Below are 25,174 nucleotides of genomic sequence, written 5' to 3'. Positions count from 1 at the left end.
ATCGGCACACTGTTGAGTTCTCAAAGAACACGCACACATCATCACGTTACCGGACACCTGTCCGGCTCGCTCCGAGGCAACCGTTCCAAGCTATCACGTCCGATTTCAGGGCCGCAAATCGTTGCTTTCCCGTTCTCTTCTGTGAGAGCCGATCGATGCGACATCGAACATGCCTGTTTCCGAACCTCTCGGTCCGGCGGGCTGTTCGGTGTCGCTCGAACGACGACTAAGTTACGCCGACGCTAACGCGCCGTCAAACCCGCTGGTCAGGGGCTCGCCAGCGTCGGCAAAGGCCTCAGTCGCGGACGACTCGCACACCGGCGAAGTTCCGCTTGCCCCGACGCAGGACGAGCCAGCGTCCGTGCAGCAGCTCTCCGTCGCGCGGGGTCCACCCCTCCGAGGCGATACGGACGTTGTTGACCGACGCGCCGCCTTCCTTGATGGTGCGACGCGCAGCTCCCTTGCTCTCGCACAGCCCCGACGCGACGAGCAGGTCGATGATCGTGTCCGGCTCGCCGGCGCGGAGCTCCGTCACGGATGCCTCGGTCAGGGCGGCCGCGAGCGTGGGCTCGTCCAGCTCGCCCAGCTCGCCTCGCCCGAAGAGGGCGCGGCTGGCCAACTCGACCGCTGCGGTGTTGTGCGCTCCGTGCACGAGCGTGGTCATCTCGGCAGCGAGTCGCTTCTGGGCCTCCCGTGCGTGCGGACGCTCCGTGGTGGCGGTCTCGAGTTCGGCGAGTTCGTCCTTGTCGAGAAAGGTGAACCAGCGCAGGTACTTCATGACGTCGGCGTCGGCAGCGTTGACGAAGTACTGGTACCAGGCGTACGGGCTCGTCATCTCCGGGTCGAGCCACAAGCTGCCACCACCGGTGGACTTGCCGAACTTCTTGCCGTCGGACGAGGTCACGAGCGGGACGGTCAAGGCGTGCACACTCTCGCCGTCGGTACGGCGGTTGAGCTCGACGCCGGCGATGATATTGCCCCACTGATCGGAACCACCGACCTGCAGCGCACATCCGTACTCGCGGCGGAGCTGCACGTAGTCGTTGGCCTGCAGGAGCATGTAGCTGAACTCGGTGTACGAGATGCCGTCACCTTCGAGGCGGCGCTTGACGGTGTCGCGGGCGAGCATCACGTTGATCGAGAAGTGCTTCCCGATGTCGCGCAGGAAGTCGATCGCGGACAGCTTTCCGGTCCAGTCGAGGTTGTTCACGACCACGGCTCCCGTCGGGGAGTCGTCGAAGTCGACGAACCGCTCGAGCTGCCCACGGATCCGCCCTGCCCACTCGGCGACGGTGTCGGCGGAGTTCATGGTGCGCTCCCCCACGTCCCGCGGGTCACCGATCATGCCGGTCGCGCCACCTGCGAGAACGATGGGCCGATGGCCGGCGCGCTGGAAACGCTTGAGTGCGAGGAGCGGAACGAGGTGACCGGCGTGCAGGCTCGGGCCGGTCGGATCGAAACCGGCATAGAGGGTGATCGGACCCTTGTCGAGTTCGCCTCGAAGTGCGTCGAGATCGGTCGATTGCGCGATGAGCCCGCGCCAGGTCAGTTCGTCGAGAATGTGCTCAGTCACCGTTCGATCATCCCATCACGCTCGAGGCGCAGCGGGCGCGCGTGGGCTGCGCCGGTACGCGGAGACCCCGATCGCCCCGGGAACCCACAACCGCCACGGTCTGTCGGCCGCCACGCTGATCCCCACCCGCGGTCCCCGCGCGGCCTCCCCGACCAGCGGTTCGGCCGGGAGTTCCACCCGCACCCGAGCGTCGGAACCATCCACGTCGATGCCGTTGTCGGCCAGATCGAGACCGAGCGAAGCAGCGAGATTGCCCGGACCGCGCGCAAGGTTCGCGAACGGCGTGCCGGACGTGCGCCGGGAACGGACGGCCTGCTCCCCCGCGATCACCTCACCACCGCGCAACAGCACCGCCGCAGCGGTGCCGTCGGGACCGAGGGAGACGTTCGCGCAGAAGTGCAGTCCGTAACTGCGGTAGACGTACAGATGTCCCGCTGGTCCGAACATGACCGAATTGCGCGGGGTCGGTCCGCGGTACGAGTGCGCGGCGGGGTCCGGCCACGGTCCGTCCTCGGGGCCGCCGTAGGCCTCGACCTCCGTCAGCAGGACGGCGGTCTCCCCCACTCGGATGGTTGCTCCGAGCAGCGCTTCGGCGGCCTCGACCGGATCGAGTCTTTCGAGTTCGCCGCGGACGGATCGATGATTGCGGCTCAGTCGGTGCTCCATCCGGCGACACCGCGCGCGGTGAAGTCCTCGTGCTCGGCGTCGCTGACCTCCCGCGCCTCGTCGACGAGGAGGACGGGAATACCGCTCTCGATCGGATACGCCCGCCGCAGTCGCGGGTTGTACAGGACGGCGTCGTCGACGAGAAGCAACGGCCCCTTGTCCTCCGGACAGGCCAGAATGCTCAGCAACGTGGGATCGACAGCCACGGATGTCCTTTCGAAGGGCGGAACCGAACCGGACCCAGGCTACCGCGCCCCGGCGGGCGAACCGGCCGTGCCCGCCTTCCACGCCGTGGCCACGGCTTTGGTGAACCGCTTGTACGTCCCGGTGTCGGGGTTCAGGTACCAGGTACGGACGGTGGGCACGGGCAATCCCTGTTCGCGCAGACGATCGGCGGACGGGCGATAGGACGGGCCCAACGGGATGTCGGGCACGACGTGCACGAGATCGGGTCGCTCGTCGGCCGAGACCGAGTCGAACGCCGCAGTGATCTCCGCGGCCGTCGGTGCACGGTTGCCCCGCAGCGAGCAGCCGGCCACTGCGATGTCGCGACCTCCCACCGAGATGCCGTAGGCGACGGCGAGATCGACACGCGGGATCGCTTCGAGCACGTCCGCCACGCTCTGGGTGAAAACCGGGCCGTGGAAGGTGGGAATCACCGTCCCCCGACTGTCGAGCAACCAGTAGTCGCCGTCGTCGTCGCGTCGGAACAGGTTGTCGGTGGGCACCCACACGTCGCCCGGTTCGAACACGCCGCGCATCACACCGGTGATTGCCGAGGCTGCGGGACCGGGTCTGCCGAGCAGCAGTCCGACCTCGCCGACCTGAGCCTCCCGCACGAAGCCGCGTTCGTCCTCCACGAGTCGGCCGACGCCGGCGTCGTAGGCAGCGAGGCGCACATCGGCGCTACCGGGCAACGGCCGGCCCTTCGAGCCGATCTTCGAACCGGAGACGTTCGCGAGCACGACGTCGCCCTCGGTCGACGCGTAGAACTCGAGAACCCGGGCGGGCTCAAACCGGTCGAGCGTGCGGCGCCACAGGCCCGGTGGCATGCCGGAACCGATGAACAACCGGATGGGATGGATGGCGTCGATGTGCAGCGACGGGCTGTCGAGCACCTCACGCATCATCGACCAGGTATAGGTGACGACGGTGACGCCGTAGCGGTGCACTTCGTCGCTGAAGAGCGACGGATTCAACCCGCGCGACAGTGCGATACGCGCCCCGCCCGCGAGCGCCCCGCCGAAACTGACCAGCAGACCGGACGAATGATGCAGGGGCGCAAGGCAGTACATGGTGTCACCGCGGCCGAGCGAGGCGGCGGTGGCGGTACCGAAGGCCGACAGCGCCCACCGGTAGTTGGTGACCCGCCGCACCGCGAGCGTGTCGCCACCACCGGAGAACAGGATGAATGCGAGTTCGCGCGCGAGTCCGGGATCGGGGACGTACCAGCCCGGCAGTTGCACGGAGGAGATGTCGAGTCGTTCGAGATCGACGACGTCGGCGCCGGGCTCGACGTCGAGGTCGCGGACGTCGCCGCCGCCGAGGACCAGCACGGGAAGACCGGTCGCGACGGCCGCGTCGAGGTTCTCGGGATCGGCGACGATCTTTTCGACACCGCCCAGTCGCACGGCCTCGGCGATGTCCGGTCCCGGCGGGATGAGGGCGGAGACGGCGCCGAGGCGGGAGATCGCCGCGACCGCCGCCATTGCGCTGGGGCGCACGTCCATGAGGATGCCGACGTGCATCGCGGGACGGATGCCGTTGTCGGCGAGCCCGAGGACGACGTTGTCGATCCGCCGGTTGACGGCCTCGAAGGTGTAGACCCGGTCCTCGAAGATGAAGCACTCCCGCTTCGGCGACTTGCGGCCGATCTCGGCGAGCAGACCGCCGACGGAGATGCGGGTGCGCGGCTGGATCTGCCCGAGCCGCGCGAGGCGGGGAAGGGCGCGGGCGGCCTCCCCGGTGAGATCGCGTGCGCCGCGGACGGCACCGACCGCGATCCCCGCGAGCCCCTTGCCGAGATCGGTCCCGACGTCGGCGAGCGTTGCGGCCGTGTGCGTGATGCGGGATGCGACCGAGACGCCCGTGCCCTCGTCGGTGGGGTTCGGCACCGCCATCGGCGCGATGCCGACGGGCCGGTCCCCGACGCCCTCGCGCCACTGCACCCATTCCCCGACCGACGGCCACGTCTGCTGGCCGGCGACACTGCCCACGACGAGTCCGAAATGACCTGCGCGCAAGGTGTATTCGTAGACCTCCGCGCGGGGTGCGGCCTTGCGGATGCCGCGCACGGCGAGCGGTTGCCCGATGTCGTCGACCTCGCCGACGACTGCGAGGACGGGACAGGTGATCTCGGCGAGGCTCACGGCCCGGTCATTGATGACGAACCCACCGCTGACCATGCGGTTGTGGGCGATGAACTGGCGCAGTACCTCCGCGACGGCGGGACCGGACCACGCCACCCATCCCTCGGTGTCGAGGAATCGGCGCTGCGGCTCGCGCGGCAACAGCGCCTCCCGGTCGTGGAGCTGGAGCAGGAAGTCGATGCGCGATCGCAGCGTCTTGACCGGATCGAGCAGCTGGAAGCCGGTGCGCGCCATCCATCCGGTGATCGCGAGGCGGTTGAAGACGTGGTCGGCAAGGAAGTCGGCGGAGTGGGTCGCGACGATCTCCGGGATCCCGAACGGCAGGGCGGCGAGGGTGTCGACCGGGCTGCCGAAGGTGATCAGGCTCGCGATGCCGCGGCTGCGCCGATAGGCCGCGACCTGATAGCAGAACATGCCACCCTGCGAGTATCCGCCGAGATGCACGTCGCGACCGGTGTAGGCACGGACGCAGTCGACGACCTCGTCGAGGGCGAGGATGTGATCGGTGAGGGTGCGCTTCCAGCCGCCCTCCTCCTGGTCGGGCGATCCGAAGTCCACGACCCACGGATCGAGACCCGCTTCGTGGAGGCTGCCGACGGCGCCGGCGTCACGGGTGACGTCGTACACCTCGGCGGACACCATCATCGGTGGTACGAGAACGACGGGGATGCCCGTGGAGGCGGTGTCGGATTCGGGGAAGTACCGGCGGAGCCGGTACATGGAGGTGCGCTCGACGACCTGATAGGGCGACGACGACCGGCCGGGTTCGAGGCCACCGAAGCGCAGGACTTCGAGACCGTTCTGGGCAGTGGCGACGAGCCGTCGCACCGACTCGGTCACTACATCGGCGTCCAGTCCCACGGTCCGTTCCCCTTCTCGACGATGTATCCGCACCGGTCCCCGGCACCTGCGGTTCTACACCGGTACCCGCTGCATGCCGAGAGTATGTGCCAGCCTGCCACACGGCCCTCACCGTCCCGGGCAACTCGGGGTGTGCCCGGGACGGCAGGCGTGTCAGTCGCGAACCCGGTCGCGCAGTTGTGCCGCGGCGTCGCGCACGCGGCCGAGTTGCTCGGCCACCCGCACGCCCGCGGTGCCGCCGCGAGCGTCGCGCGAGGCGATGGAGCCTTCGACGGTGAGCACTTCCCGCACCTGCGGGGTCAGTGCCGGATCTACACCGGCCAACTCCTCGTCTGTGAGGTCCTCGAGGCCGGCTCCGCGGCCTTCGGCGACCCGCACGCACGCCCCGGCCGCCTCGTGGGCGACGCGGAACGGCACACCCTGGCGGACCATCCACTCGGCGATGTCGGTCGCGAGGGTGAATCCGGCGGGTGCGAGCTCGGCCATGCGCTCGGTGTGGAAGGTCAGCGTCGAGACGAGCCCTGCGATCGCCGGGAGCAGCAGCTCGAGCTGTGCGACGGAGTCGAAGACCGGCTCCTTGTCCTCCTGCAGGTCGCGGTTGTAGGCCAACGGCTGCGCTTTGAGCGTGGCCAGCAGACCGGTGAGGTTGCCGATGAGGCGACCGGCCTTACCGCGGGTGAGCTCGGAGACGTCCGGGTTCTTCTTCTGCGGCATGATCGACGACCCGGTCGACCATTCGTCCGCGAGGGTGACGTACCCGAACTCGGGGGTGCTCCACAGGATGATCTCCTCCGCCATGCGGGAGAGGTCGACGGCGATCTGCGCGAACACGAACGCCGCTTCTGCAGCGAAGTCGCGGGAGCTGGTGGCGTCGATCGAGTTGTCCGCCGCCGAGTCGAAGCCCAGGTCGGCCGCAATCGCGTCGGGGTCGAGACCGAGCGACGATCCGGCGAGCGCTCCCGACCCATACGGCGAGACCGCCGCGCGCTTGTCGAAGTCGCGTAACCGGTCGACGTCGCGCAGCAACGGATGCGCATGGGCGAGCAGGTGGTGCGCGACCAGCACGGGCTGCGCCGCCTGCAGGTGCGTCTTGCCCGGCATGACGGCATCGGGGTGCGCCGCGGCCTGGTCGGCGATCGCATCGACCACATCGAGGACACCGTCGGCGATGCGCCGCGCGCTGTCGCGCAGCCACATGCGGAACAGCGTCGCGACCTGGTCGTTGCGGGAGCGGCCCGCGCGGAGCCGGCCGCCGACCTCGGGGCCGACCCGTTCGATGAGTCCCCGTTCGAGCGCGCCGTGCACGTCCTCGTCGGACTCGGCGGGGCCGAACGCACCGGAGGCCACATCGGCGGCGAGCCGGTCGAGGCCGTCGAGCATCGTGGCGAGGTCGTCGTCGGTGAGGAGTCCGGCACGGTGCAGAACCTTGGCGTGGGCCTGGGAGGCGCGCACGTCGTACGGGGCGAGCGCCCAGTCGAAGTGCGTGGACTTGCTCAGCGCCGCCATGGCGGCGGCCGGTCCGGATGCGAACCGGCCGCCCCACAGGGCACCTTCGTTGGTGCCGTGAGCCGTCATGACTACAGGCCCAGATCGCGCTTCGCGGCGACCTTCGACGACAGGCCGTGGATCTGCACGAAGCCCTTGGCGTTGGACTGGTCGAAGCTGTCACCCTCGTCGTAGGTGGCGAGGTTGAAGTCGTACAGCGACTCGGGGCTGCGACGGCCGTTCACGGTGATGTGTCCGCCGTGGAGCACCATGCGGATGTCGCCGGTGACGCGCTCCTGAGTGTTCTTGATGAAGGCGTCGAGGGCGGTCTTCAGCGGCGAGTACCACAGGCCGTCGTACACCAGCTCGCTCCAGCGCTCCTCGACGCGACGCTTGTAGCGGCCGAGTTCGCGCTCGAGGGTGACGTGCTCGAGTTCCTGGTGCGCGGTGATGAGGGCGATGGCGCCGGGGGCCTCGTAGATCTCGCGGCTCTTGATGCCGACGAGGCGGTCCTCGACCATGTCGAGGCGGCCCACACCCTGAGCGCCGGCGCGACGGTTGAGTTCCTGGATGGCCTCGAGGACGGTGACGTGCTTGCCGTCGATCGCGACGGGGCGACCGGCCTCGAAGCTGATGATCAGCTCGTCGGGGGCCTGCCAGTGGGCGGTGGGGTCCTCGGTGTAGTCGTAGACGTCCTTGGTGGGGGCGTTCCACAGGTCCTCGAGGAAGCCGGTCTCGACGGCGCGGCCCCAGACGTTCTGGTCGATGGAGAACGGCGAACGCTTGGTGACGTTGATGGGCAGGCCGTTCTCCTCGGCGAAGGCGATGGCCTTCTCACGGGTCCAGGCGTAGTCGCGGACCGGTGCGATGACCTGGAGGTCGGGTGCGAGGGCGCCGAAGCCGACCTCGAAGCGGACCTGATCGTTGCCCTTGCCGGTGCAGCCGTGGGAGACGACGGTGCCACCGTGCTCGCGGGCGGCCTGCACGATGTGCTTGACGATCAGCGGGCGGCTGATGGCCGAGACGAGCGGGTAGCGATCCATGTAGAGCGCGTTGGCCTGGACGGTGGGCAGGCAGTACTCGTTGGCGAACTCGTCCTTGGCGTCGACGACGATCGATTCGACGGCACCGCAGTCGAGGGCGCGCTGACGCACGACCTCCATGTCCTCGCCACCCTGGCCGAGGTCGATGGCCACGGCGACGACCTCCTTGCCGGTCTCCTTGCCGATCCAGCTGATGGCGACGGAGGTGTCCAGCCCGCCCGAATAGGCGAGTACGACGCGTTCGGCCATTGTCTTTGTGCTCCTTCGTATTTCGACGTGCGTCTATGAGTGGTAGGTCAGGCGAGTGATTCGATTTTCGCGGCCAGTTCGGCTCCCGTCGTCGGTTCGCGGGCGATGACCGCGATGGTGTCGTCGCCGGCGATCGTTCCGACCACCTCGGGTAATGATGCCCGATCGAGTGCACTGGCCAGATAGTGCGCCGCCCCCGGTGGGGTGCGCAGCACGGCGATGTTGCCGCTGGAGTCGGTGGACACCAGCAGTTCGCCGAGCAACCGGGACAGGCGGTCGGTGCCTCCGGTCACGCCGCGCACAGGGCTGCCGTCCTCCGGGACGACGTACACCCCGGCGCCCCCATCGGCCGCGCGGAGCTTGACGGCGCCGAGTTCCTCGAGGTCGCGGGACAGGGTGGCGGTGGACACCTCGATGCTGTCCTCGGCGAGGAGTGCGGCGAGTTCGGTGTGGCTGCGCACCGGGTGCGCGGCGAGCAGTGCGACTATGCGGGCCTGCCGCGCCGCGCGCGTCGGCGCCGTCGCCGCACTGTCCGCATGGTTCGCCGCGGTGCTCACGGTCAGCTCCGGCTCTGCTCGAGCAGCCACACCAGCAGGGCCTTCTGTGCGTGGAGGCGGTTCTCGGCTTCGTCCCACACCACAGACCGCGGTCCGTCGATGACCTCGGCGGTGATCTCCTTGCCGCGGTAGGCCGGCAGGCAGTGCAGCACGATCGCGTCGGTGTCGGCAAGGGAGACGAGGTCGTCGTTCAGCTGGAACGGCCGGAAGGGTGCCTCGCGATCCTTGCCGTCGTCCTCCTGCCCCATCGACACCCAGGTGTCGGTGACGAGCACATCGGCGCCGCTGGCTCCGGTACGCGGGTCGTCGGTGACGGTGACGCTGCCGCCGGTCTCCTCTGCCCGTGCGCGGCTCGCGTCGACGACCTGCGAGTCGGGGGTGAACCCGGCCGGGGACGCGATGGTCACGTGCATGCCGGCGGTGACGCCGCCGAGCATCAGCGAGTGCGCCATGTTGTTGGCGCCGTCGCCGAAGTAGGTCATCCGCAGGCCCGCGGTGGCGCCCTTGTTCTCGCGGATGGTCTGCAGGTCGGCGAGGACCTGGCAGGGGTGGAAAGTGTCGGTGAGCGCGTTGACGACGGGCACGGTCGAGTGCTCGGCGAGCGTCTCGATGCGGTCCTGGCCGTAGGTGCGCCACACGACCGCTTCGGTGAACCGGGAGAACATCCGGGCGGTGTCCTCGAGGGTCTCACCCTTCCCGATCTGGGTGGAGCCGGTGTCGACGACGACGGCGTGCCCGCCGAGTTGGGCGATGCCGGCGTCGAAGGAGAAGCGGGTGCGGGTGGAGGTCTTGTCGAACAGCACGGCGACGCTGAGGGGCCCTTCGAGGGGGCGGCGGGACAGCGGCGCCTTCTTCAGTTCGGCGGCGAGTTCGAGCACCTCGGTCTGTTCGGCCGGGGTGAGGTCGTCGTCGCGCAGGAAATGGCGGAGCACGGGTCGTCAGTTCCCTTCCCGGTCGGCGGTGTCGAGGACGGCGGGCAGCGCCGTCACGAAGCTCTCGGCCTGCTGTTCGGTGAGGATCAGCGGGGGCGCGAGGCGGATCACGTCCGGTGCGGCGGCGTTGACGAGGAAACCGGCCTCGCGGGCGGCGGTCTCGACGGCCGGCGCCTTCGCGGCGGTGAGGACGACACCGAGGAGCAGCCCGGAGCCGCGCACGTGCGAGACGAGCGGGTGCCCGAGTTCCTCGATGCCGGCGGCGAGGGTCTTCCCGACGGTGTTCACGTGGTCGAGCAGGTTCTGCTCGTCGATCGTGCGCAGCACCGCGAGGGCGGCCGCGGCGCACACCGGGTTGCCACCGAAGGTGGTGCCGTGCTTGCCGGGCCGGAACAGCTCGGCGGCCGGACCGGTGGCGAGGACCGCACCGATGGGCAGTCCGCCGCCGAGGCCCTTGGCGAGGGTCATCACATCGGGGGTGATGCCCGCTGCCTGGTGGGCGAAGAAGGTACCGGTGCGGGCGATACCGGTCTGGACTTCGTCGAGCACGAGCAGGGCGCCGCGTTCGGTGGTGATGCGACGCGCGCCGGCGAGATAACCCTCGGGCGGGACGACGACGCCGGATTCGCCCATGATCGGTTCGAGGAAGACGGCGGCGGTGTTCTCGTCCACCGCGGCCTCGAGGGCGTCGAGGTCGCCGTAGGGCACGAACTCGACGCCGGCGGGCATCGGTTCGAAGGGGGCGCGCTTGTCGGGCTGGCCGGTCAGGGCGAGGGCGCCCATGGTGCGGCCGTGGAAGGCCTTCTCGCACGCGACGATCCTCGGCCGTCCGGTGAGCCGGGCGATCTTGAAGGCCGCCTCGTTGGCCTCGGTGCCGGAATTGCAGAAGAAGGCGCGGCCCTCGTGACCGAAGCGATCGAGGAGCTTCTCGGCGAGTTCGAGCACCGGCGGCGAGGCGTACAGGTTCGACACGTGGCCGAGCTGGTTCAGCTGGGCGGTGACGGCCTCGATGATCGCCGGGTGGCGGTGGCCGAGGCTGTTGACGGCGATGCCGCCGAGCAGGTCGAGGTACTGCTTGCCGTCGGCGTCGGTGAGCACGGCACCGTCGCCCGCGACCAGCGCGACCTTGGGCACGCCGTAGTTGTTCATCAGCGAACCCGCCCAGCGCTGCTGGAGGTCGGACGTGCCGGTCATGCGGGGCCTTCCTTCTCGGAGGACGGCACCACCATGGTGCCGATGCCTTCTTCGGTGAACAGTTCGAGGAGCACGGAGTGCGGCTGGCGCCCGTCGATGACGTGCGCGGTGGGCACTCCCCCCTGAACGGCGCGCAGGCACGCCTCCATCTTCGGGACCATGCCGGAGTCGAGCGACGGCAGCAGCGCGGTAAGCGCGTCGGCGTCGATCCGCGAGGTGAGCGAGCTGCGGTCGGGCCAGTTCGTGTAGAGGCCTTCGACGTCGGTGAGCACGACCAGCTTCTCCGCGCCGAGCGCTTCGGCAAGGGCGGCCGCGGCGGTGTCGGCGTTGATGTTGTGCACCACGCCGTCGGCGTCGGGCGCGATCGTGGAGACGACGGGGATGCGCCCGGCGGCGATGAGGTCGAGCACCGCGCCGGGGTCGACGCTGGTGACGTCGCCGACGAGCCCGATGTCGGTGGCCTCGCCGTCGACGACGACCGTGCGGCGGGTCGCGGTGAACAGTCCGGCGTCCTCGCCGGAGGTGCCGACGGCGTAGGGGCCGTGGCTGTTGATCAGGCCGACGAGTTCGCGTCCGACCTGCCCGAAGAGCACCATCCGCACGACGTCCATGACCTCGGGGGTGGTGACACGGAAGCCGCCGCGGAATTCACCTGCGAGGCCGAGTCGCTCGAGCATGGCGTTGATCTGCGGGCCGCCGCCGTGCACGACGACGGGGTGGATGCCGACGGTGCGCAGGAACGCCATGTCGGCGGCGAAGGCGGTCTTGAGGGTGTCGTCGATCATGGCGTTGCCGCCGTACTTGACGACGACGATCTTGTCGCGGAACTTCTGCAGCCACGGCAGGGCCTCGGCGAGGACGAACGCCTTCTGGTGCGAGGTGAGGTCGGCGATCAGTGCGTCGGTCACGTCGTCTCCTGTGTTCGTTCCGGTCACGACGAGTACGCCGAGTTCTCTTCGACGTAGGCGTGCGAGAGGTCGGTGGTGCGGATGGACACCTGCGCGTTGCCGAGGCCGAGGTCGATGTCGAGTGCGATGTCGGCCGCGGACAGGTCGACCTCGCGGGCGCCGGGCGCACCGACACCGTCGATGCACACCGGGTTGCCGTTGAACGACACGGAGATCTTGTCGGGGTCGAGTTCGATCGGGGCGATGCCGATGGCGGCGAGCACGCGGCCCCAGTTGGGGTCGGAGCCGAACAGTGCGGTCTTGACGAGGCTGTCGCGGGCGACGGTGCGGGCACCGATCAGGGCGTCGGCCTCGCTGGCGGCGCCGCGGACGGTGACGGTGACCCGCTTGGTGACGCCCTCGGCGTCGGCCATCATCTGCTCGGCGAGGTCGTCGCACACGGCGAGGACGGCGGCGTTGAGCTCGTCCTGGCTCGGGGTGATCCCGCTCGCGCCGGAGGCCAGCAGCAGCACGGTGTCGTTGGTGGAGGTCGCGCCGTCGACGTCGAGGCGGTCGAAGGTGAGCCGGGACGCGTGGCGCAGCGCGGTGTCGAGCTGATCGGCGGTCGCGACGGCGTCGGTGGTGACCACGCACAGCATCGTCGCCAGGGCGGGGGCGAGCATGCCGGCGCCCTTGGCCATGCCGCCGACGTTCCACTTGTCGGCGTGGTGCAGGGCGGCCTGCTTGGGCACGGTGTCGGTGGTCATGATCGCGTAGGCGGCGTCGGTGCCACCGGAGATGCCTCCGGCGAGTTCGTGGACGATCTCCTGCACCCCGGAGAGCACCTTGTCCATCGGCAGACGGTCGCCGATCAGGCCGGTCGAGCACACGGCGACCTCACCGGCACCGGTCTCGGTGCCCCAGTTGCTCAGGGCGTCGGCGACGGCCTCGGCGGTGGCGTGGGTGTCCTGGAAACCACCGGCACCGGTGCACGCGTTGGCGCCGCCGGAGTTGAGGATCACCGCGCGCAGGCTGCCGGACTTCAGCACCTGCTGGGACCACAGGACGGGGGCGGCCTTGACCTTGTTGGTGGTGAACACACCGGCGGCGGTGAGTTCGGGGCCCTCGTTGACCACGAGCGCGAGGTCCTGTCTGCCCGAGACCTTGATGCCGGCGGGGATGCCGGCGGCCCGGAAGCCGGCGGGACTGGTGACACCCTGGGTGCGGATCAGGCGTCCCCCGGCGATCTCGGTGGCGCCGGTGTAGACGTCGTCTGCGTACTTGTTCTCGGTCACGGAGCCACTCCCACGGTGGACAGGCCGGCGGTCTCGGGCAGGCCGAGTGCCAGGTTCATCGATTGCACGGCGGCACCGGCGGTGCCCTTGGTGAGGTTGTCGAGCGCGGCGACGACGATGAGCAGTCCGGCGTCGGTGTCGACGGTGACGGCGATCTGGACGGCGTTCGAGCCGACCACCGCGCCGGTGGCCGGTAGTGCGCCTTCCGGCAGCAGCTGCACGAACGGTTCGTCGGCGTAGGCCTTCTCGTAGACGGCGCGGGCCTCGGCGGCGGTCACCGTGGTCGGTGCGGTGCAGGTCGCGAGGATGCCGCGCGGCATGGGCGCGAGGATCGGGGTGAACGAGACCTTCACGTCGGTGTCGGCAAGAGCGGAGAGGTTCTGCTTGATCTCCGGGGTGTGCCGGTGGGCGCCGCCGACGCTGTAGGCGCGGACCGAGCCCATGACCTCGGAGCCGAGCAGCTCGACCTTCGGGGACTTCCCGGCGCCGGAGGTGCCGGAGACGGCCACGACGTTCACGACGGGTTCGACGATGCCGGCGGCGACGGCCGGTGCGAGTGCGAGCAAGGCGGAGGTCGGGTAGCAACCGGGGACCGCGATGCGGGTGGCCCCGACGAGGGCGTCGCGCTTGCCGGGCAGCTCGGGCATGCCGTAGGGCCAGGTGCCGGCGTGGTCGCTGCCGTACCAGCGCTGCCAGTCGGCGGCGTTCTCGAGCCGGAAGTCGGCGCCACAGTCGATGACGACGGTCGTCTCGGGCAGCTGCTCGGCGATCACGGCGGAGTGGCCGTGCGGCAGGCCGAGGAAGACGACGTCGTGCCCGAGCAGGGTGTCGATGTCGGTGGCGCCGAGCACGCGGTCGGCGAGCGGCAGCAGATGGGGATGGAACTCGCGCAGGGTGGCGCCCGCGTTACCCCCGGCGGTGAGCGCGCCGATGACGAGCGAGCCGTCCTGGTAGGCGGGGTGGCCGAGGAGCAGGCGCAGGATCTCGCCGCCCGCGTAGCCGCTGGCGCCGGCCACGGCGACCCGTAGCGGCGACTCGGAGGTGGCGGTGAAGTCCGGTGAAGTACCCATACGAATGATTATGCACCCTCATGCAAATCATTTCATAGGGGGTGTCCCTTTCGGAGGATTCACTCCGAGCGCAACGACCGCCGGATCTCCGCGAGCCGGTCGGCAGCGGCCGCCTTGCGCTCCTCGTACTGCTCCTCGAGCGTGCGACCCGCACCCGTCGCGTGCGCGAGTTCCTCCGCGCCGAGCGCGGTCGCCGAACGCTGTTCGATCTTCTCACGCACCGATTCGAAGGTCGGCACCCCGTCCGCGGTGTATCCGGTGATCTCCTCGATCGTCGGTGCGCGGACCGGGCCGTCGACGGATCCGGTGTCGACGACACCCGGTTCGACGATCTCGGCGTCGTGGACCTGAGCGTCGTGGACGTCTTCCTCGCGTGGGGTCACGTCGGGATCGGGGCTCGGCTCCGGGTCGATCGGCGGCACGTCCGGGATGTCCGGGGCCGGGGGAATATCCGGCACCGTCGGCGTCTCCGGCCCGGCCGGGGTCACGTCGGGGACGGGCTGCTCCGGCTTGTCGGGCTCCTCGGGAGACGGCACCCGGCCGGCTTCGTCCTTGCTCATGCCTCCAGGCTACGTCGCTCGGCTGCCACTGAGTCCTCTTCGGCGCGAACCTGCAGATACGCCTCGAGGGCCTCCCGGCTCGTGTACCGCAGGGGCACACCGAGTTCCTCACGCAACCGCCGGTTGTCGAGCACCGGACGGTACTGCAGGAAGGCGACCCGCTCCGGGCCGTGCTCGGTCGATCCCCACGCGCGCCCGATCCTCAGGGCGAACTTCAGGACCGCGGCGGGCACCGTGAGAGTCTCGCGGTTCGTCATCGCGGCGATCTCGGGCACGGTGACCGTCGAGGTGCCGTGGGCGGGCGCCGACCTGGGGAAGCTGCCCGGCGTTGCGTCGATCCGCACCCACGTGGTCTCGGAGTGGTTCACCGAGGGCGGGGCGTGGCGGCTGAACGCGCTCGGTCCGGGAGAGCGAGGGGAACTGATGTCGGGCTCCCGGCGGGTGGGTGAGCGGCGCGGACGCACGGCGATCTCCGCCACCGATCGCGCGATCCTGTCGGCGCTCGCGGTCGACGGCCGCACCCCGATGCGCACCCTCGCGGAGATCGCCGGGCACATCCTCGACCGGGCGGTCCGCAAGGTCACCACGGTCCCGCCCGAGGTGTGGCTGCCGGGCGGGGACGCGGGCGGCTCAGGCGCGTAGTTCGGCACCGACCGCGGTGGCCGCGGCGGCCACCGCTGCCTCGCGGGCGGCGCTGGCCTCGTCCTCGGTGAGGGTGCGATCGAGGGCGCGGAAGCGCAGCGCGAACGCGAGGGACTTGCGGTTCTCCCCCAGCTGGGCGCCCTGATAGACGTCGAACAGACGGATGTCCTCGAGCAGCTCGCCGCCACCCGAGCGCAGGGCGCTCTCGACGTCGGCGGCCGGCACATTCGCGTCGACCACGACCGCGACGTCCTGCAGGACCGCCGGGAACGGCGAGACCACCGGCGCCGGAAGCGATTCCACGATCGGTAACGCGTCGAGGTCGAGTTCGAAGGCGCACGTGCGTGCGGGCAGCCCGGCCCGTTCGATCACCGCGGGATGCAGTTCACCGGCGTGGCCGACGACGACCCCGTCGACGAGCAGTTCGGCGCAGCGGCCGGGATGCCAGGGCAGGTACTGCGCGGCGCGGCGCTCGAGGCGCACCCCGGCGGCACGTGCCACGGTCTCCGCGGCGGCGAAGGCATCGAAGGCATCGGCGGCGCGTCCCGTGCCCCACGGCCCGGCCGGTTCGCGCAAACCGGCGAGCACACCACCGACGTGGACCGGCTGCTTCGGCAGCGACCCTTCGAGCAGGGCGATCTCGTCGTCGGTGGGACGACGGTCGACCGGGAGCGCGTCGACCGGCTTGGTCTCGGAAGTGGGATGCACGACCTGCGCGATTGCGTAGAGCGACAGGTCGCGCTGGCCGCGCGAGACGTTGCGGCCGAGGATCTCGAGCAGGCCCGGCAGCAGCGTGGTGGCCAGCTCCGGACGATCGGCTTCGAGGGGGTTGAGCACCTTGGTGGTCACCCGGCGCGGGTCGTCGGCGTCGAGCTTCCAGGTATCGAACACGCCGGCCGGCAGGAACACCGGAGCCAGGACCTCGACATAGCCGTCGTGGGCGAGCGCGCGGGAGACGGCGCGGCGGCGCTTCTGCGTGGCCGTGAGACCGCGGCCGGCGGGAGCGGTGGGCAGCACCGACGGGATCTGCTCGAGGCCTTCGAGGCGCAGCACCTCCTCGACCAGGTCGGCAGGCTGACGCAGGTCGGGGCGCCAGGTCGGCGGGGTGACGACGAGCTGGCCGTGGCCGTCCTCGCCGACACCGACCTCGACCGCGCATCCGATCTGCGTGAGACGGCGGGCAGCGGTGCCGTTCGGGTAGCTCACCCCGGCCATGCGGTCGGGCAGGTCGATGTCCATGCGGATCGTCGGACTCTCGGTGGGCACGACGATGTCGGTGAGGGTCGACTCCACGCGGCCGCCGGCGATCTCGACGAGCAGGCTCGCGGCCCGGTCGAGCGCGGCGCGGGCCAGGGCCGGATCGACGGTGCGCTCGAAACGCTTGCCGGCCTCGCTGCTGACCTTGTGCCGACGGTTGCCGCGGAAGACGGCGAGAGGATCCCAGGCGGCGGCCTCGAGCAGCACGTCGGTGGTGCTGTCGCCGACCTCGGTGGTCGCGCCGCCCATGATGCCGGCGAGGGAGATCACCCCGGAGTCGTCGGTGATGACGACGTCCTCCGGATCGAGATCGCGCTCGACACCGTCGAGGGTGGTGAGCTTCTCCCCTGCCCGGGCGCGTCGCACGACCAGCTCACCCTGCAGGCTGGCGGCGTCGAAGGCGTGCAGCGGCTGGCCGAGTTCGAGCATGACGTAGTTGGTCACGTCGACGGCCGGGGAGATCGGGCGGACACCGGCGGTGTGCAGGCGGCGCTGCATCCACCACGGGGTGACGGCCTTCGGGTCGATGCCGGTGACGCGGCGTGCGGCAAACCGGGTGGCCTTCGTCTCGGACTCGAGCCGGAGCGGGTAGGCCTCCCCGCCGTCGGACGGCAGTGCCGGCACGGCCGCGGGATCGGCGAATTCGAGGTCGAAGCCGCACGCGAGTTCGCGGGTGAGGCCGCGGACGGAGAAGCAGTATCCGCGGTCGGGGGTGATGTTCAGTTCGACGACGGTGTCGTCGAGACCGAGCAGATCGTTGGCGTCGGTGCCGGGTTCGGCCGTGCCGGGCTCGAGCACGAGGATGCCGGAGTGGTCCTTGCCGATGCCCAGCTCGGACAGCGAGCAGATCATGCCGTCGGAGATGTGCCCGTAGGTCTTGCGCGATGCGATGGCGAAGTCGCCGGGAAGCACGGCGCCGGGCAGGGCGGCGATGATGAGGTCGCCCTCGGCGAAGTTGCGGGCACCGCACACGATGCCGCGCGGTTCCTCCTCACCGACGTCAACCTTGCAGAAACGGATGGGCTTCTTGAATTCGGTGAGCTCGGTGATCTCCACGACCCGTCCGACGACGAGGTTGTCGATGCGGCCGAGGGTCTCGATGTCCTCGACCTCGAGTCCGACCCGGACGAATCCCGCGTCGAGTTCCTCGGCGGTGACGTTCCACTCCGGGGTGGCGCGCTGCAGGATCTCGGTCAGCCAGGACTGCGCTACTCGCACTTGTGCTCAGCTCTTTCGTTCGGTCGTCGGTCGGTGGAGTCGGTGTCGGGAGCGGGCTGTCAGCCCTGCACGCCGAACGGCAGGGTGAAGCGCACGTCGCCCTCGACGATGTCGCGCATGTCGGGGATGCCGTTGCGGAACTGCAGGGTGCGTTCGAGGCCCATTCCGAACGCGAACCCGGTGTACACGTCGGGGTCGATGCCCGAGGCCCGGAGCACATTGGGGTTGACCATGCCGCAGCCGCCCCACTCGACCCAGCCGGCGCCGCCCTTCTTGTTCGGGAACCACACGTCCACCTCGGCGGACGGTTCGGTGAACGGGAAGTAGTTCGGGCGCATCCGGGTGCGGGTCTCCGGCCCGAACAGCGCCCGCGCGAACGCGTCGAGGGTGCCGCGCAGGTGCGCCATGGTCAGGCCCTTGTCGACGGCGAGACCCTCGACCTGCGAGAAGACCGGGGTGTGGGTGGCGTCGAGTTCGTCGGTGCGGAAGGTGCGGCCGGGGCACACGACGTAGATCGGGATGTCGCGGTGCAGCATGGTGCGGACCTGCACGGGCGAGGTGTGGGTGCGCAGCACCTGCCGCGAACCCTCCGGGGCGATGTGGAAGGTGTCCTGCATCGTGCGCGCCGGATGGTCGGGCAGAAAGTTCAGGGCGTCGAAGTTGAAATGCTCGGTCTCGACCTCGGGGCCTTCGGCGACCTCCCAGCCCATCGCGACGAAGACGTCGGCGACCTCGTCGGAGATGATCGAGATCGGGTGGCGGGCGCCGAGCGCGCGGCGGGTCGCGGGAAGGGTGACGTCGACGGCTTCGGCGACGAGGACCGCGGCGTCGCGTTCGGCCTGCAGCACGGCCTTGCGGTCGTCGAAGGCGGCCTGCACGGTGGTGCGGTGGGCGTTGACCCGCTTGCCGGCGTCGGCGCGCTCGTTGCCGGGCAGCGAGCCGAGGGCGCGCTTGGCGAGGGAGATGGGCGCCTTGTCGCCGAGGTGGTCGATCTTCGCCTGGGCGAGTTCGTCGAGGTCGGTCGCAGCGGCGAACGCGTCGATCGCGGACTTCTCGGCGGCGGTGAGCGCGTCCTCGGTCAGGGCGCTCGGATCGACTGCCGGCGGGGTCCCGCCCTCTTTCTTGGCCACGACCGGTGCATCTCCTTCTTCGGACGAACGGGTGATCTCGGTGGGTGCGGTCCGGGCCGGAGGCCGCGGCGCACCCGGGAAATCCTATGTGATGGGCCGAGCGGCCCGATGTTGCACCCGCGCGCTCGCATACAGGCAGATCGAGGCGGCGGTGGCGAGGTTGAGCGATTCGGCGCGTCCGCGGATGGGGATGCGGACGCGGTGGTCGGCGCGGGCGGCGACCTGCGGATCGAGTCCGTGGGCCTCGTTGCCGAACAGCCACGCGGTGGGCGCGGCGAGCAACTCGTCGGCGTCGTCGAGGTCGATCTCCCCGTCGGCGGCCGTCGCGAGGATCTGCACGCCGGCCTCGGCGAGCGTGGCCAGTACCCGGTCGGTGTCGCGTTCGCGCGCGACCGGCAGGTGGAAGATGCTGCCGGCCGAGGAGCGCACGCACTTGCCGTTGTGCGGGTCGACGCTGTCGCCGGCGAGGACCACGGCGTCGGCGCCGACGGCGTCGGAGACGCGGATGAGGGTGCCGGCGTTGCCGGGTTCGGCGACCGCGACGGGCACGGCGAGCAGCCGCGACCGCGGGGTCACCGATTCGGCGAGCGGCACGTCGAGGGTGTCGCACACGGCGACGAGGCCGGGCGGGGTGACGGTGTCGGACAGCCGGGCGGCGGCCCGCTCGGTGACGATCCCCACGCGCACACCCTTGTGGCGTGCTTCGTCGACGACCGTCGCGTACCGGCCGGCGGCCGCCTCGGTGACGAATAGTTCGTGCACGCGTGCAGCGGCGAGCGCCTCGGTGACGGAGTTCTCACCCTCGGCGAGGAACCGCCCGGTCTTGCGACGCTCGGCGGTCCGGAGCAGTTTCACAGCAGAAACGACCCGTGGTGTGCGCTCGGTGAGCGTGTCCACGGGTCGTTCCTGGATGTTGTCGTAGCTCAGGGCAGCACTCAGGCAGCCGGAGCGTTGACGTCGGCCGGAAGGGCAGCCTTGGCGACGGCCACGAGGCCGGCGAAGGCTTCGGCGTCGGAGACGGCGAGCTCGGCGAGGATCTTGCGGTCCACCTCGACACCGGCGGCCTTAAGGCCCTGGATGAAGCGGTTGTAGGTGATGTCGTTGGCGCGGGCAGCAGCGTTGATGCGGCTGATCCACAGCTTGCGGAAATCACCCTTGCGGGCGCGACGGTCGCGGTAGGCGTAGGTCAGCGAGTGAAGCTGCTGCTCCTTGGCCTTGCGGTACAGACGCGAGCGCTGTCCGCGGTAGCCCTTCGAGGCCTCGAGAATCGAACGACGCTTCTTCTGGGCGTTGACGGCCCTCTTCACGCGTGCCACTGGTTATGTGTCCTGTCAGAGTTCGGGGGACGAACGAGGTGTCCCCGGATGGATCGGTCGGAGAGGCTCAGAGCCCGAGCATGCGCTTGACGCGCGGAGCGTCGGCATCGGCGACGACGGCCTTGCCGTCGAGGCGACGCGTCACCCGCGAGGACTTGTGCTCGAGCAGGTGGCGGCGACCCGCCTTCTGACGCAGGACCTTTCCGCTACCGGACACCTTGAATCGCTTCGCGGTGCCGCTGTGGGTCTTCGACTTGGGCATGGAGTCCTCAGTTCTTGTCGTGTGCGTACATCGGTGCTCACGGACAGCACCGGATGTGCTGCCTGAGCGGGCTAGTTGCTCGGGGCGTCGCCCGTCCCGGGAGCCGGCGCGGATGGCGCGGACTCCGTGGTCGGGGCAGCGGAGGCTGCCGGGCGCGGTGCGGCCTGCGCCGGTGCGGCCTGCGCGGCTTCCTGAGCCTTCGCGCGGGTCTTCGCACCCTTGTGCGGGGCCAGCACCATGGTCATGTTCCGGCCGTCCTGCTTCGGACTGGTCTCGATGAAGCCGAGGTCGGCGACATCGGCGCCGAGGCGCTGCAGCAACCGGTATCCGAGTTCGGGGCGCGACTGCTCGCGGCCGCGGAACATGATCGTGACCTTGACCTTCGAACCGGCCTCGAGGAAGCGCACGACGTTGCGCTTCTTGGTCTCGTAGTCGTGGTCGTCGATCTTCGGACGGAGCTTCTGCTCCTTGATCACGGTCTGCTGCTGGTTCTTGCGCGATTCGCGCGCCTTCTGCGCGGCTTCGTACTTGAACTTGCCGTAGTCCATGATTTTGCAGACCGGCGGCCGGGCGTCGGGCGCCACCTCGACAAGGTCGAGGTCGGCTTCGATTGCCAGGCGGAGGGCATCTTCAACACGCACGATTCCGACCTGTTCACCGCCGGGTCCGACGAGCCGGACTTCGGGAACTCGGATGCGTTCGTTGATGCGGGTCTCAGCGCTGATGGGGCCTCCTAGGTAGAGCGGTGTGGTCGGTTTGACCGCACCGCAGCACGTGGCCCTACTCCTCGACAAGAAGACCCCGCTGTGGTGCCGAGGCTCCACGCGGGGTCCGATACCGACCGGTCGACGGCACCCAGCTCACGCTGCGTGATCCGCACCGCCCGATGCAGGGCGGACATCCGGGCTTCTACGCCCGGAGGACCGGACCTCTCAGCTGCATCGATGTGCCGCCAGAGGTGGGAGTCGGACTCCACTTTGCTGCCCACGGAGGATCACCGCGGGCGGTCGTGGGATCAAGTCTAACAAAAAGCCACGTCGACGACGAATCGGCGCGTCGGCGCCGCACCCGCACGGTCGGCGCCGAGCGGCGCGACCCTATGCTCGACGCTATGACGGATGCTCCCGAGACCCCCGATCAGGACGCTGCGGCGGAGGATGTGCGCGAACTCGCCGACATCCCGGCCGTCGAGGTGATCAGCCGCGCAGCCGTGATGCTCATGAGTTCGGCTGCCGAGAAGCTCGGTCTCGCCGACGAGGATCCCGACAGCAGCGCGCGACGTGACCTCGACGAGGCCCGCCGCGTGATTACCGCACTCGCCGGCCTGATCACCTCGTCGGTGGAATATCTCGGTCCGCACGCCGGCCCGCTGCGCGAAGGACTGCAGGCACTGCAGCGCGCCTTCCGCGAGGCGTCGGCGGTGCCCGACGAGCCCGGCAAGGGCCCGGGCGAGAAGTACACCGGCCCGGTCTACTGAGCCGAACCGGAGTCCCGCCGACTTCACGCTCCCCGGCTGCTTCACGAGCCACGAGATCGAGCCGCCCGCCTCTTCCGAGGCGGGCGGCTCGATTCGTCAGCTCGCGGCCGCCACCTTCTTCTTGGCGGTCTTCGCCTTCGTGGCCGACTTCGTAGCGGCAGTCTTGGTCGCGGTCGCCTTGGTCGCCTTCGTCGCGCGCTTGCGTACCGGCGCGGAAGCAGGTGCAGTGATCCGCCCGTCGAGGATCTCCGCAAGGAAGCGTCCGGTGTAGCTCTCCTCCACCGTGACCACCTCTTCCGGAGTACCCTCCGCGACCACCGTGCCGCCACCGGAACCGCCCTCGGGACCCATGTCGATGATCCAGTCGGCGGTCTTGATGACATCGAGGTTGTGCTCGATGACGATCACGGTGTTGCCCTTGTCGACCAGACCGTTGATGACCCCGAGCAGCTTGCGGATGTCCTCGAAGTGCAGGCCCGTGGTGGGCTCGTCGAGGATGTACGCGGTGCGCCCGTTGGAACGCTTCTGCAGTTCGGCGGCGAGCTTGACGCGCTGCGCCTCACCGCCGGACAGGGTCGTCGCCGGCTGGCCCAGGCGCACGTAACCGAGACCGACCTCCGCCAGCGTGTTGAGGTAGCGGTGGATGGAGGTGACCGGCCGGAAGAACTCCGCCGCCTCCTCGATCGACATGTCGAGCACCTCGGCGATGGTCTTGCCCTTGTAATGCACCTCGAGCGTTTCGCGGTTGTAGCGGGCGCCGTGGCACACCTCGCACGGCACGTACACGTCGGGCAGGAAGTTCATCTCGATCTTCAACGTGCCGTCGCCCGAGCACGCCTCGCACCGCCCGCCCTTGACGTTGAACGAGAACCGACCCGGCTGGTAGCCGCGCACCTTCGCCTCGGTGGTGGAGGCGAACAGGCTGCGGATCTTGTCGAATACACCCGTGTAGGTCGCGGGGTTCGAGCGCGGGGTGCGGCCGATCGGCGACTGGTCGACCTGCACGAGCTTGTCGAGCTGGTCGAGTCCGTTGATGCGGGTGTGCCGTCCGGGAACCTGCCGCGCGCCGTTGAGCTTGTTGGCCATCACCGTCGCGAGAATGTCGTTGACGAGTGTCGACTTCCCGGAGCCGGAGACACCGGTGACGCAGGTGAGGACGCCGAGTGGGAACGCCACGTCGATCTCGCGCAGATTGTTCTCGCGGGCGCCGACGACCGTGACCTGCCGGCCCTTGTCGATCGGCCGCCGGAGCGCGGGGATCTCGATCTCCTCGCGTCCGGACAGATAGGCGCCGGTGAGCGATTCCGGGTTGTCGAGCAGCTCCTTGTAAGTGCCGCTGTGGACGACCGTCCCGCCGTGCTCGCCCGCGCGCGGTCCGATGTCGACGACCCAGTCGGAGGCACGGACGGTGTCCTCGTCGTGCTCGACGACGATGAGCGTGTTGCCCAGATCGCGCAGTCGCGTGAGGGTGTCGATGAGACGACGGTTGTCGCGCTGATGCAGACCGATCGACGGCTCGTCGAGCACGTACAGAACGCCGACGAGACCGGATCCGATCTGCGTGGCGAGACGGATGCGCTGTGCCTCACCACCGGAGAGGGTGCCCGCGGCGCGCGAGAGGGTGAGGTAGTCGAGTCCGACGTCGAGCAGGAAGCCGAGCCGGGCCTGGATCTCCTTGAGGACCTGCCCAGCGATGGCGGCCTCGCGGGCGCCGAGGACGAGACCGTCGAGGAAGCGTGCGCACTCGGCGATCGACAGGTCGCTCACCTCGGCAATGGACATCGCACCGAAGTCGCCCGCGCTGACCGTCACGGCCAGAATCTCGGGACGAAGGCGGGCACCGGCGCAGGCCGGGCACGGGATCTCCCGCATGTAGCCCTCGTAACGTTCCTTCGCCTGCTCGGACTCGGACTGCTCGAGACGGCGGTGCAGGAACGGCATGACGCCCTCGAACTCGGCGTAGTACGAACGGACGCGGCCGTAGCGGTTCTTGTAGCGCACGTGCACCTGCTCGGTGCTGCCCTCCAGCACGGCCTTGCGCACCTTGAGGGGCAGTTTCCGCCACGGGGTGTCGATGTCGAATTCGAGGGCGTCGGCCAGGCCGGACAGCAGTCGGCCGAAGTATTCGGCGCCCTGGCCCATCGACCAGGGCGCGATCGCGCCGTCGGCCAGGCTCAGATCCGGGTCGGGCACGACGAGATCGGGATCGACCTCCTTGCGCACACCGAGACCCGCACACTCGGGGCACGCACCGTAGGGCGAGTTGAAGGAGAACGACCGCGGCTCGAGTTCGTCGATCGACAGCGGGTGCGCGTTCGGGCACGCCAGGTTCTCGGAGAACCGACGCTCGCGATCGGGGGCATCCTCCTCACGATCGACGAAGTCGAGCACGACGACACCCTCGGCGAGCCGCAGCGCGGTCTCGATGGAGTCGGTGAGTCGCTGCTGCGCGCTGGGCTTGACGGCGAGGCGGTCGACGACGACCTCGATGTCGTGCTTCTCCTGTTTCTTCAGCTTCGGCGGATCGGACAGCGGGTGGACGACCCCGTCGACACGCACGCGGGAGTAGCCCTGGACGGTCAGCTGCTCGAAGAGGTCGACGAACTCGCCCTTGCGGGTGCGCACGACGGGCGCGAGGACCTGGAAACGGGCCCCGGCCTCCATCTCCAGCACCTGGTCGACGATCTGCTGCGGCGTCTGCCGGGAGATCTGCTCGCCACAGACCGGGCAGTGCGGAGTGCCGGCCCGGGCGTACAGCAGACGCAGGTAGTCGTAGACCTCGGTGATGGTGCCCACGGTGGACCGCGGGTTGCGGTTGGTGGACTTCTGGTCGATCGACACCGCAGGCGACAGGCCCTCGATGAAGTCGACGTCCGGCTTGTCCATCTGACCGAGGAACTGGCGGGCGTAGGCCGACAACGACTCGACGTAGCGCCGCTGCCCCTCGGCGAAGATGGTGTCGAACGCGAGGCTCGACTTGCCCGAACCCGACAGCCCGGTGAACACGATCAGACTGTCGCGCGGCAGGTCCAGGTCGACACCACGCAGGTTGTGTTCCCGGGCTCCACGCACGATCAGGCGGTCTGCCACGCCACATCCTTCCTGTAGACAAGGCCGGAATTCGGCCCTCA

At 69.5% G+C, this 25,174-nt stretch carries 23 protein-coding genes; 2 read left to right on the top strand and 21 right to left on the bottom strand.

Features of this window, described 5'->3' with window-relative positions; genetic code table 11:
- Positions 1-295: 295 nt before the first annotated feature.
- The 14 genes from tyrS to QR64_RS03100 form a co-directional block, all read right to left on the bottom strand.
- Complete coding sequence (tyrS, locus tag QR64_RS03165; RefSeq protein ID WP_039584040.1) at positions 296-1,573, bottom strand: tyrosine--tRNA ligase; 1,278 nt, start codon at positions 1,571-1,573, stop codon at positions 296-298.
- A gap of 15 nt (positions 1,574-1,588) precedes the next feature.
- Entirely contained in the window at positions 1,589-2,239 is a 651-nt protein-coding gene (locus QR64_RS03160) for a DNA-3-methyladenine glycosylase (RefSeq protein WP_039584039.1), read from the bottom strand.
- A complete protein-coding gene (locus QR64_RS03155; RefSeq protein ID WP_039584036.1) occupies positions 2,224-2,445 on the bottom strand; it encodes a Trm112 family protein in 222 nt (73 codons plus the stop codon). The genes QR64_RS03160 and QR64_RS03155 overlap by 16 nt, the downstream gene beginning before the upstream one ends.
- Before the next feature lie 39 nt (positions 2,446-2,484).
- A complete protein-coding gene (locus tag QR64_RS03150; RefSeq protein WP_006554817.1) occupies positions 2,485-5,469 on the bottom strand; it encodes an AMP-binding protein in 2,985 nt (994 codons plus the stop codon).
- 153 nt (positions 5,470-5,622) lie between these two features.
- Entirely contained in the window at positions 5,623-7,044 is a 1,422-nt protein-coding gene (gene argH / locus QR64_RS03145) for an argininosuccinate lyase (protein ID WP_039584035.1), read from the bottom strand.
- A gap of 2 nt (positions 7,045-7,046) precedes the next feature.
- On the bottom strand, positions 7,047-8,246 hold the full coding sequence (locus tag QR64_RS03140; protein ID WP_006554815.1) for an argininosuccinate synthase: 1,200 nt from the start codon (positions 8,244-8,246) through the stop codon (positions 7,047-7,049).
- Positions 8,247-8,293: 47 nt separating this feature from the next.
- Positions 8,294-8,803, bottom strand: a complete 510-nt coding sequence (locus tag QR64_RS03135; RefSeq protein ID WP_019289632.1) for an arginine repressor — start codon at positions 8,801-8,803, stop codon at positions 8,294-8,296.
- Between the two features lie 2 nt (positions 8,804-8,805).
- On the bottom strand, positions 8,806-9,735 hold the full coding sequence (gene argF, locus QR64_RS03130; protein ID WP_006554813.1) for an ornithine carbamoyltransferase: 930 nt from the start codon (positions 9,733-9,735) through the stop codon (positions 8,806-8,808).
- 6 nt (positions 9,736-9,741) lie between these two features.
- The gene (locus QR64_RS03125) at positions 9,742-10,929 is read right to left on the bottom strand and encodes an acetylornithine transaminase (RefSeq protein WP_033097677.1); all 1,188 of its coding nucleotides are present in this window, start codon (positions 10,927-10,929) and stop codon (positions 9,742-9,744) included.
- Positions 10,926-11,864: an acetylglutamate kinase gene (gene argB, locus QR64_RS03120; RefSeq protein WP_006554811.1), complete on the bottom strand. Its 939-nt coding sequence runs from the start codon at positions 11,862-11,864 to the stop codon at positions 10,926-10,928. The genes QR64_RS03125 and argB overlap by 4 nt, the downstream gene beginning before the upstream one ends.
- A complete protein-coding gene (gene argJ, locus QR64_RS03115; protein WP_039584034.1) occupies positions 11,861-13,111 on the bottom strand; it encodes a bifunctional glutamate N-acetyltransferase/amino-acid acetyltransferase ArgJ in 1,251 nt (416 codons plus the stop codon). Before argJ ends, argB begins: the two co-directional genes overlap by 4 nt.
- A complete protein-coding gene (argC, locus tag QR64_RS03110; protein ID WP_006553970.1) occupies positions 13,108-14,181 on the bottom strand; it encodes an N-acetyl-gamma-glutamyl-phosphate reductase in 1,074 nt (357 codons plus the stop codon). The genes argJ and argC overlap by 4 nt, the downstream gene beginning before the upstream one ends.
- Positions 14,182-14,240: 59 nt before the next feature.
- Positions 14,241-14,741 (bottom strand): PspA/IM30 family protein, encoded by a 501-nt coding sequence (locus QR64_RS03105; RefSeq protein ID WP_006553971.1) that lies wholly within the window; start codon positions 14,739-14,741, stop codon positions 14,241-14,243.
- Positions 14,738-14,974: a hypothetical protein gene (locus QR64_RS03100; RefSeq protein ID WP_197483262.1), complete on the bottom strand. Its 237-nt coding sequence runs from the start codon at positions 14,972-14,974 to the stop codon at positions 14,738-14,740. Before QR64_RS03100 ends, QR64_RS03105 begins: the two co-directional genes overlap by 4 nt.
- A gap of 1 nt (position 14,975) precedes the next feature.
- Here QR64_RS03100 and QR64_RS03095 point away from each other — a divergent pair, with 1 nt between their 5' ends.
- Positions 14,976-15,383 carry an AsnC family protein gene (locus QR64_RS03095; protein WP_200886465.1) on the top strand — a complete coding sequence of 136 codons (408 nt, stop codon included), beginning with the start codon at positions 14,976-14,978 and terminating at the stop codon, positions 15,381-15,383.
- Here the strand turns inward: QR64_RS03095 and pheT are convergent.
- The 6 genes from pheT to infC all read right to left on the bottom strand — a co-directional run bounded on the left by pheT (position 15,372) and on the right by infC (position 21,360).
- Positions 15,372-17,858 carry a phenylalanine--tRNA ligase subunit beta gene (gene pheT / locus QR64_RS03090; protein ID WP_039584030.1) on the bottom strand — a complete coding sequence of 829 codons (2,487 nt, stop codon included), beginning with the start codon at positions 17,856-17,858 and terminating at the stop codon, positions 15,372-15,374. The two genes, QR64_RS03095 and pheT, sit on opposite strands and share 12 nt — an antisense overlap.
- A gap of 59 nt (positions 17,859-17,917) precedes the next feature.
- Complete coding sequence (gene pheS / locus QR64_RS03085; RefSeq protein WP_024101130.1) at positions 17,918-18,988, bottom strand: phenylalanine--tRNA ligase subunit alpha; 1,071 nt, start codon at positions 18,986-18,988, stop codon at positions 17,918-17,920.
- An 84-nt stretch (positions 18,989-19,072) separates the two neighbouring features.
- Complete coding sequence (locus QR64_RS03080; RefSeq protein ID WP_039584028.1) at positions 19,073-19,885, bottom strand: TrmH family RNA methyltransferase; 813 nt, start codon at positions 19,883-19,885, stop codon at positions 19,073-19,075.
- A 38-nt stretch (positions 19,886-19,923) separates the two neighbouring features.
- On the bottom strand, positions 19,924-20,304 hold the full coding sequence (rplT, locus tag QR64_RS03075; RefSeq protein WP_006553977.1) for a 50S ribosomal protein L20: 381 nt from the start codon (positions 20,302-20,304) through the stop codon (positions 19,924-19,926).
- A gap of 67 nt (positions 20,305-20,371) precedes the next feature.
- On the bottom strand, positions 20,372-20,566 hold the full coding sequence (gene rpmI, locus QR64_RS03070; RefSeq protein WP_006553978.1) for a 50S ribosomal protein L35: 195 nt from the start codon (positions 20,564-20,566) through the stop codon (positions 20,372-20,374).
- A 71-nt stretch (positions 20,567-20,637) separates the two neighbouring features.
- On the bottom strand, positions 20,638-21,360 hold the full coding sequence (gene infC, locus QR64_RS03065) for a translation initiation factor IF-3 (RefSeq protein WP_033097706.1): 723 nt from the start codon (positions 21,358-21,360) through the stop codon (positions 20,638-20,640).
- 317 nt (positions 21,361-21,677) lie between these two features.
- On the opposite strand from infC, the gene QR64_RS03060 reads away from it, so the two are divergent.
- A complete protein-coding gene (locus tag QR64_RS03060; protein WP_016692782.1) occupies positions 21,678-22,043 on the top strand; it encodes a DUF1844 domain-containing protein in 366 nt (121 codons plus the stop codon).
- Between the two features lie 96 nt (positions 22,044-22,139).
- Here the strand turns inward: QR64_RS03060 and uvrA are convergent, their stop codons facing one another.
- Entirely contained in the window at positions 22,140-25,133 is a 2,994-nt protein-coding gene (gene uvrA, locus QR64_RS03055) for an excinuclease ABC subunit UvrA (RefSeq protein WP_039584026.1), read from the bottom strand.
- Positions 25,134-25,174: the final 41 nt, after the last annotated feature.

The organism is Rhodococcus sp. Chr-9 (assembly GCF_000801125.1).
Lineage (GTDB): Bacteria > Actinomycetota > Actinomycetes > Mycobacteriales > Mycobacteriaceae > Rhodococcus > Rhodococcus pyridinivorans.
The sequence above is the reverse complement of the archived record's forward strand: the minus strand, read 5'-3'. Positions and strand labels throughout refer to the sequence as shown.

What these genes read in the sequence shown, in the direction of transcription:
- QR64_RS03160 (WP_039584039.1), bottom strand. Translation starts at nt 2,239, where the DNA reads ATGGAGCACCGACTGAGCCGCAATCATCGATCCGTCCGCGGCGAACTC.
- argH (WP_039584035.1), bottom strand. Translation starts at nt 7,044, where the DNA reads ATGACGGCTCACGGCACCAACGAAGGTGCCCTGTGGGGCGGCCGGTTC.
- QR64_RS03140 (WP_006554815.1), bottom strand. Translation starts at nt 8,246, where the DNA reads ATGGCCGAACGCGTCGTACTCGCCTATTCGGGCGGGCTGGACACCTCC.
- QR64_RS03125 (WP_033097677.1), bottom strand. Translation starts at nt 10,929, where the DNA reads ATGACCGGCACGTCCGACCTCCAGCAGCGCTGGGCGGGTTCGCTGATG.
- argC (WP_006553970.1), bottom strand. Translation starts at nt 14,181, where the DNA reads ATGGGTACTTCACCGGACTTCACCGCCACCTCCGAGTCGCCGCTACGG.
- QR64_RS03105 (WP_006553971.1), bottom strand. Translation starts at nt 14,741, where the DNA reads ATGAGCAAGGACGAAGCCGGCCGGGTGCCGTCTCCCGAGGAGCCCGAC.
- rpmI (WP_006553978.1), bottom strand. Translation starts at nt 20,566, where the DNA reads ATGCCCAAGTCGAAGACCCACAGCGGCACCGCGAAGCGATTCAAGGTG.
- QR64_RS03060 (WP_016692782.1), top strand. Translation starts at nt 21,678, where the DNA reads ATGACGGATGCTCCCGAGACCCCCGATCAGGACGCTGCGGCGGAGGAT.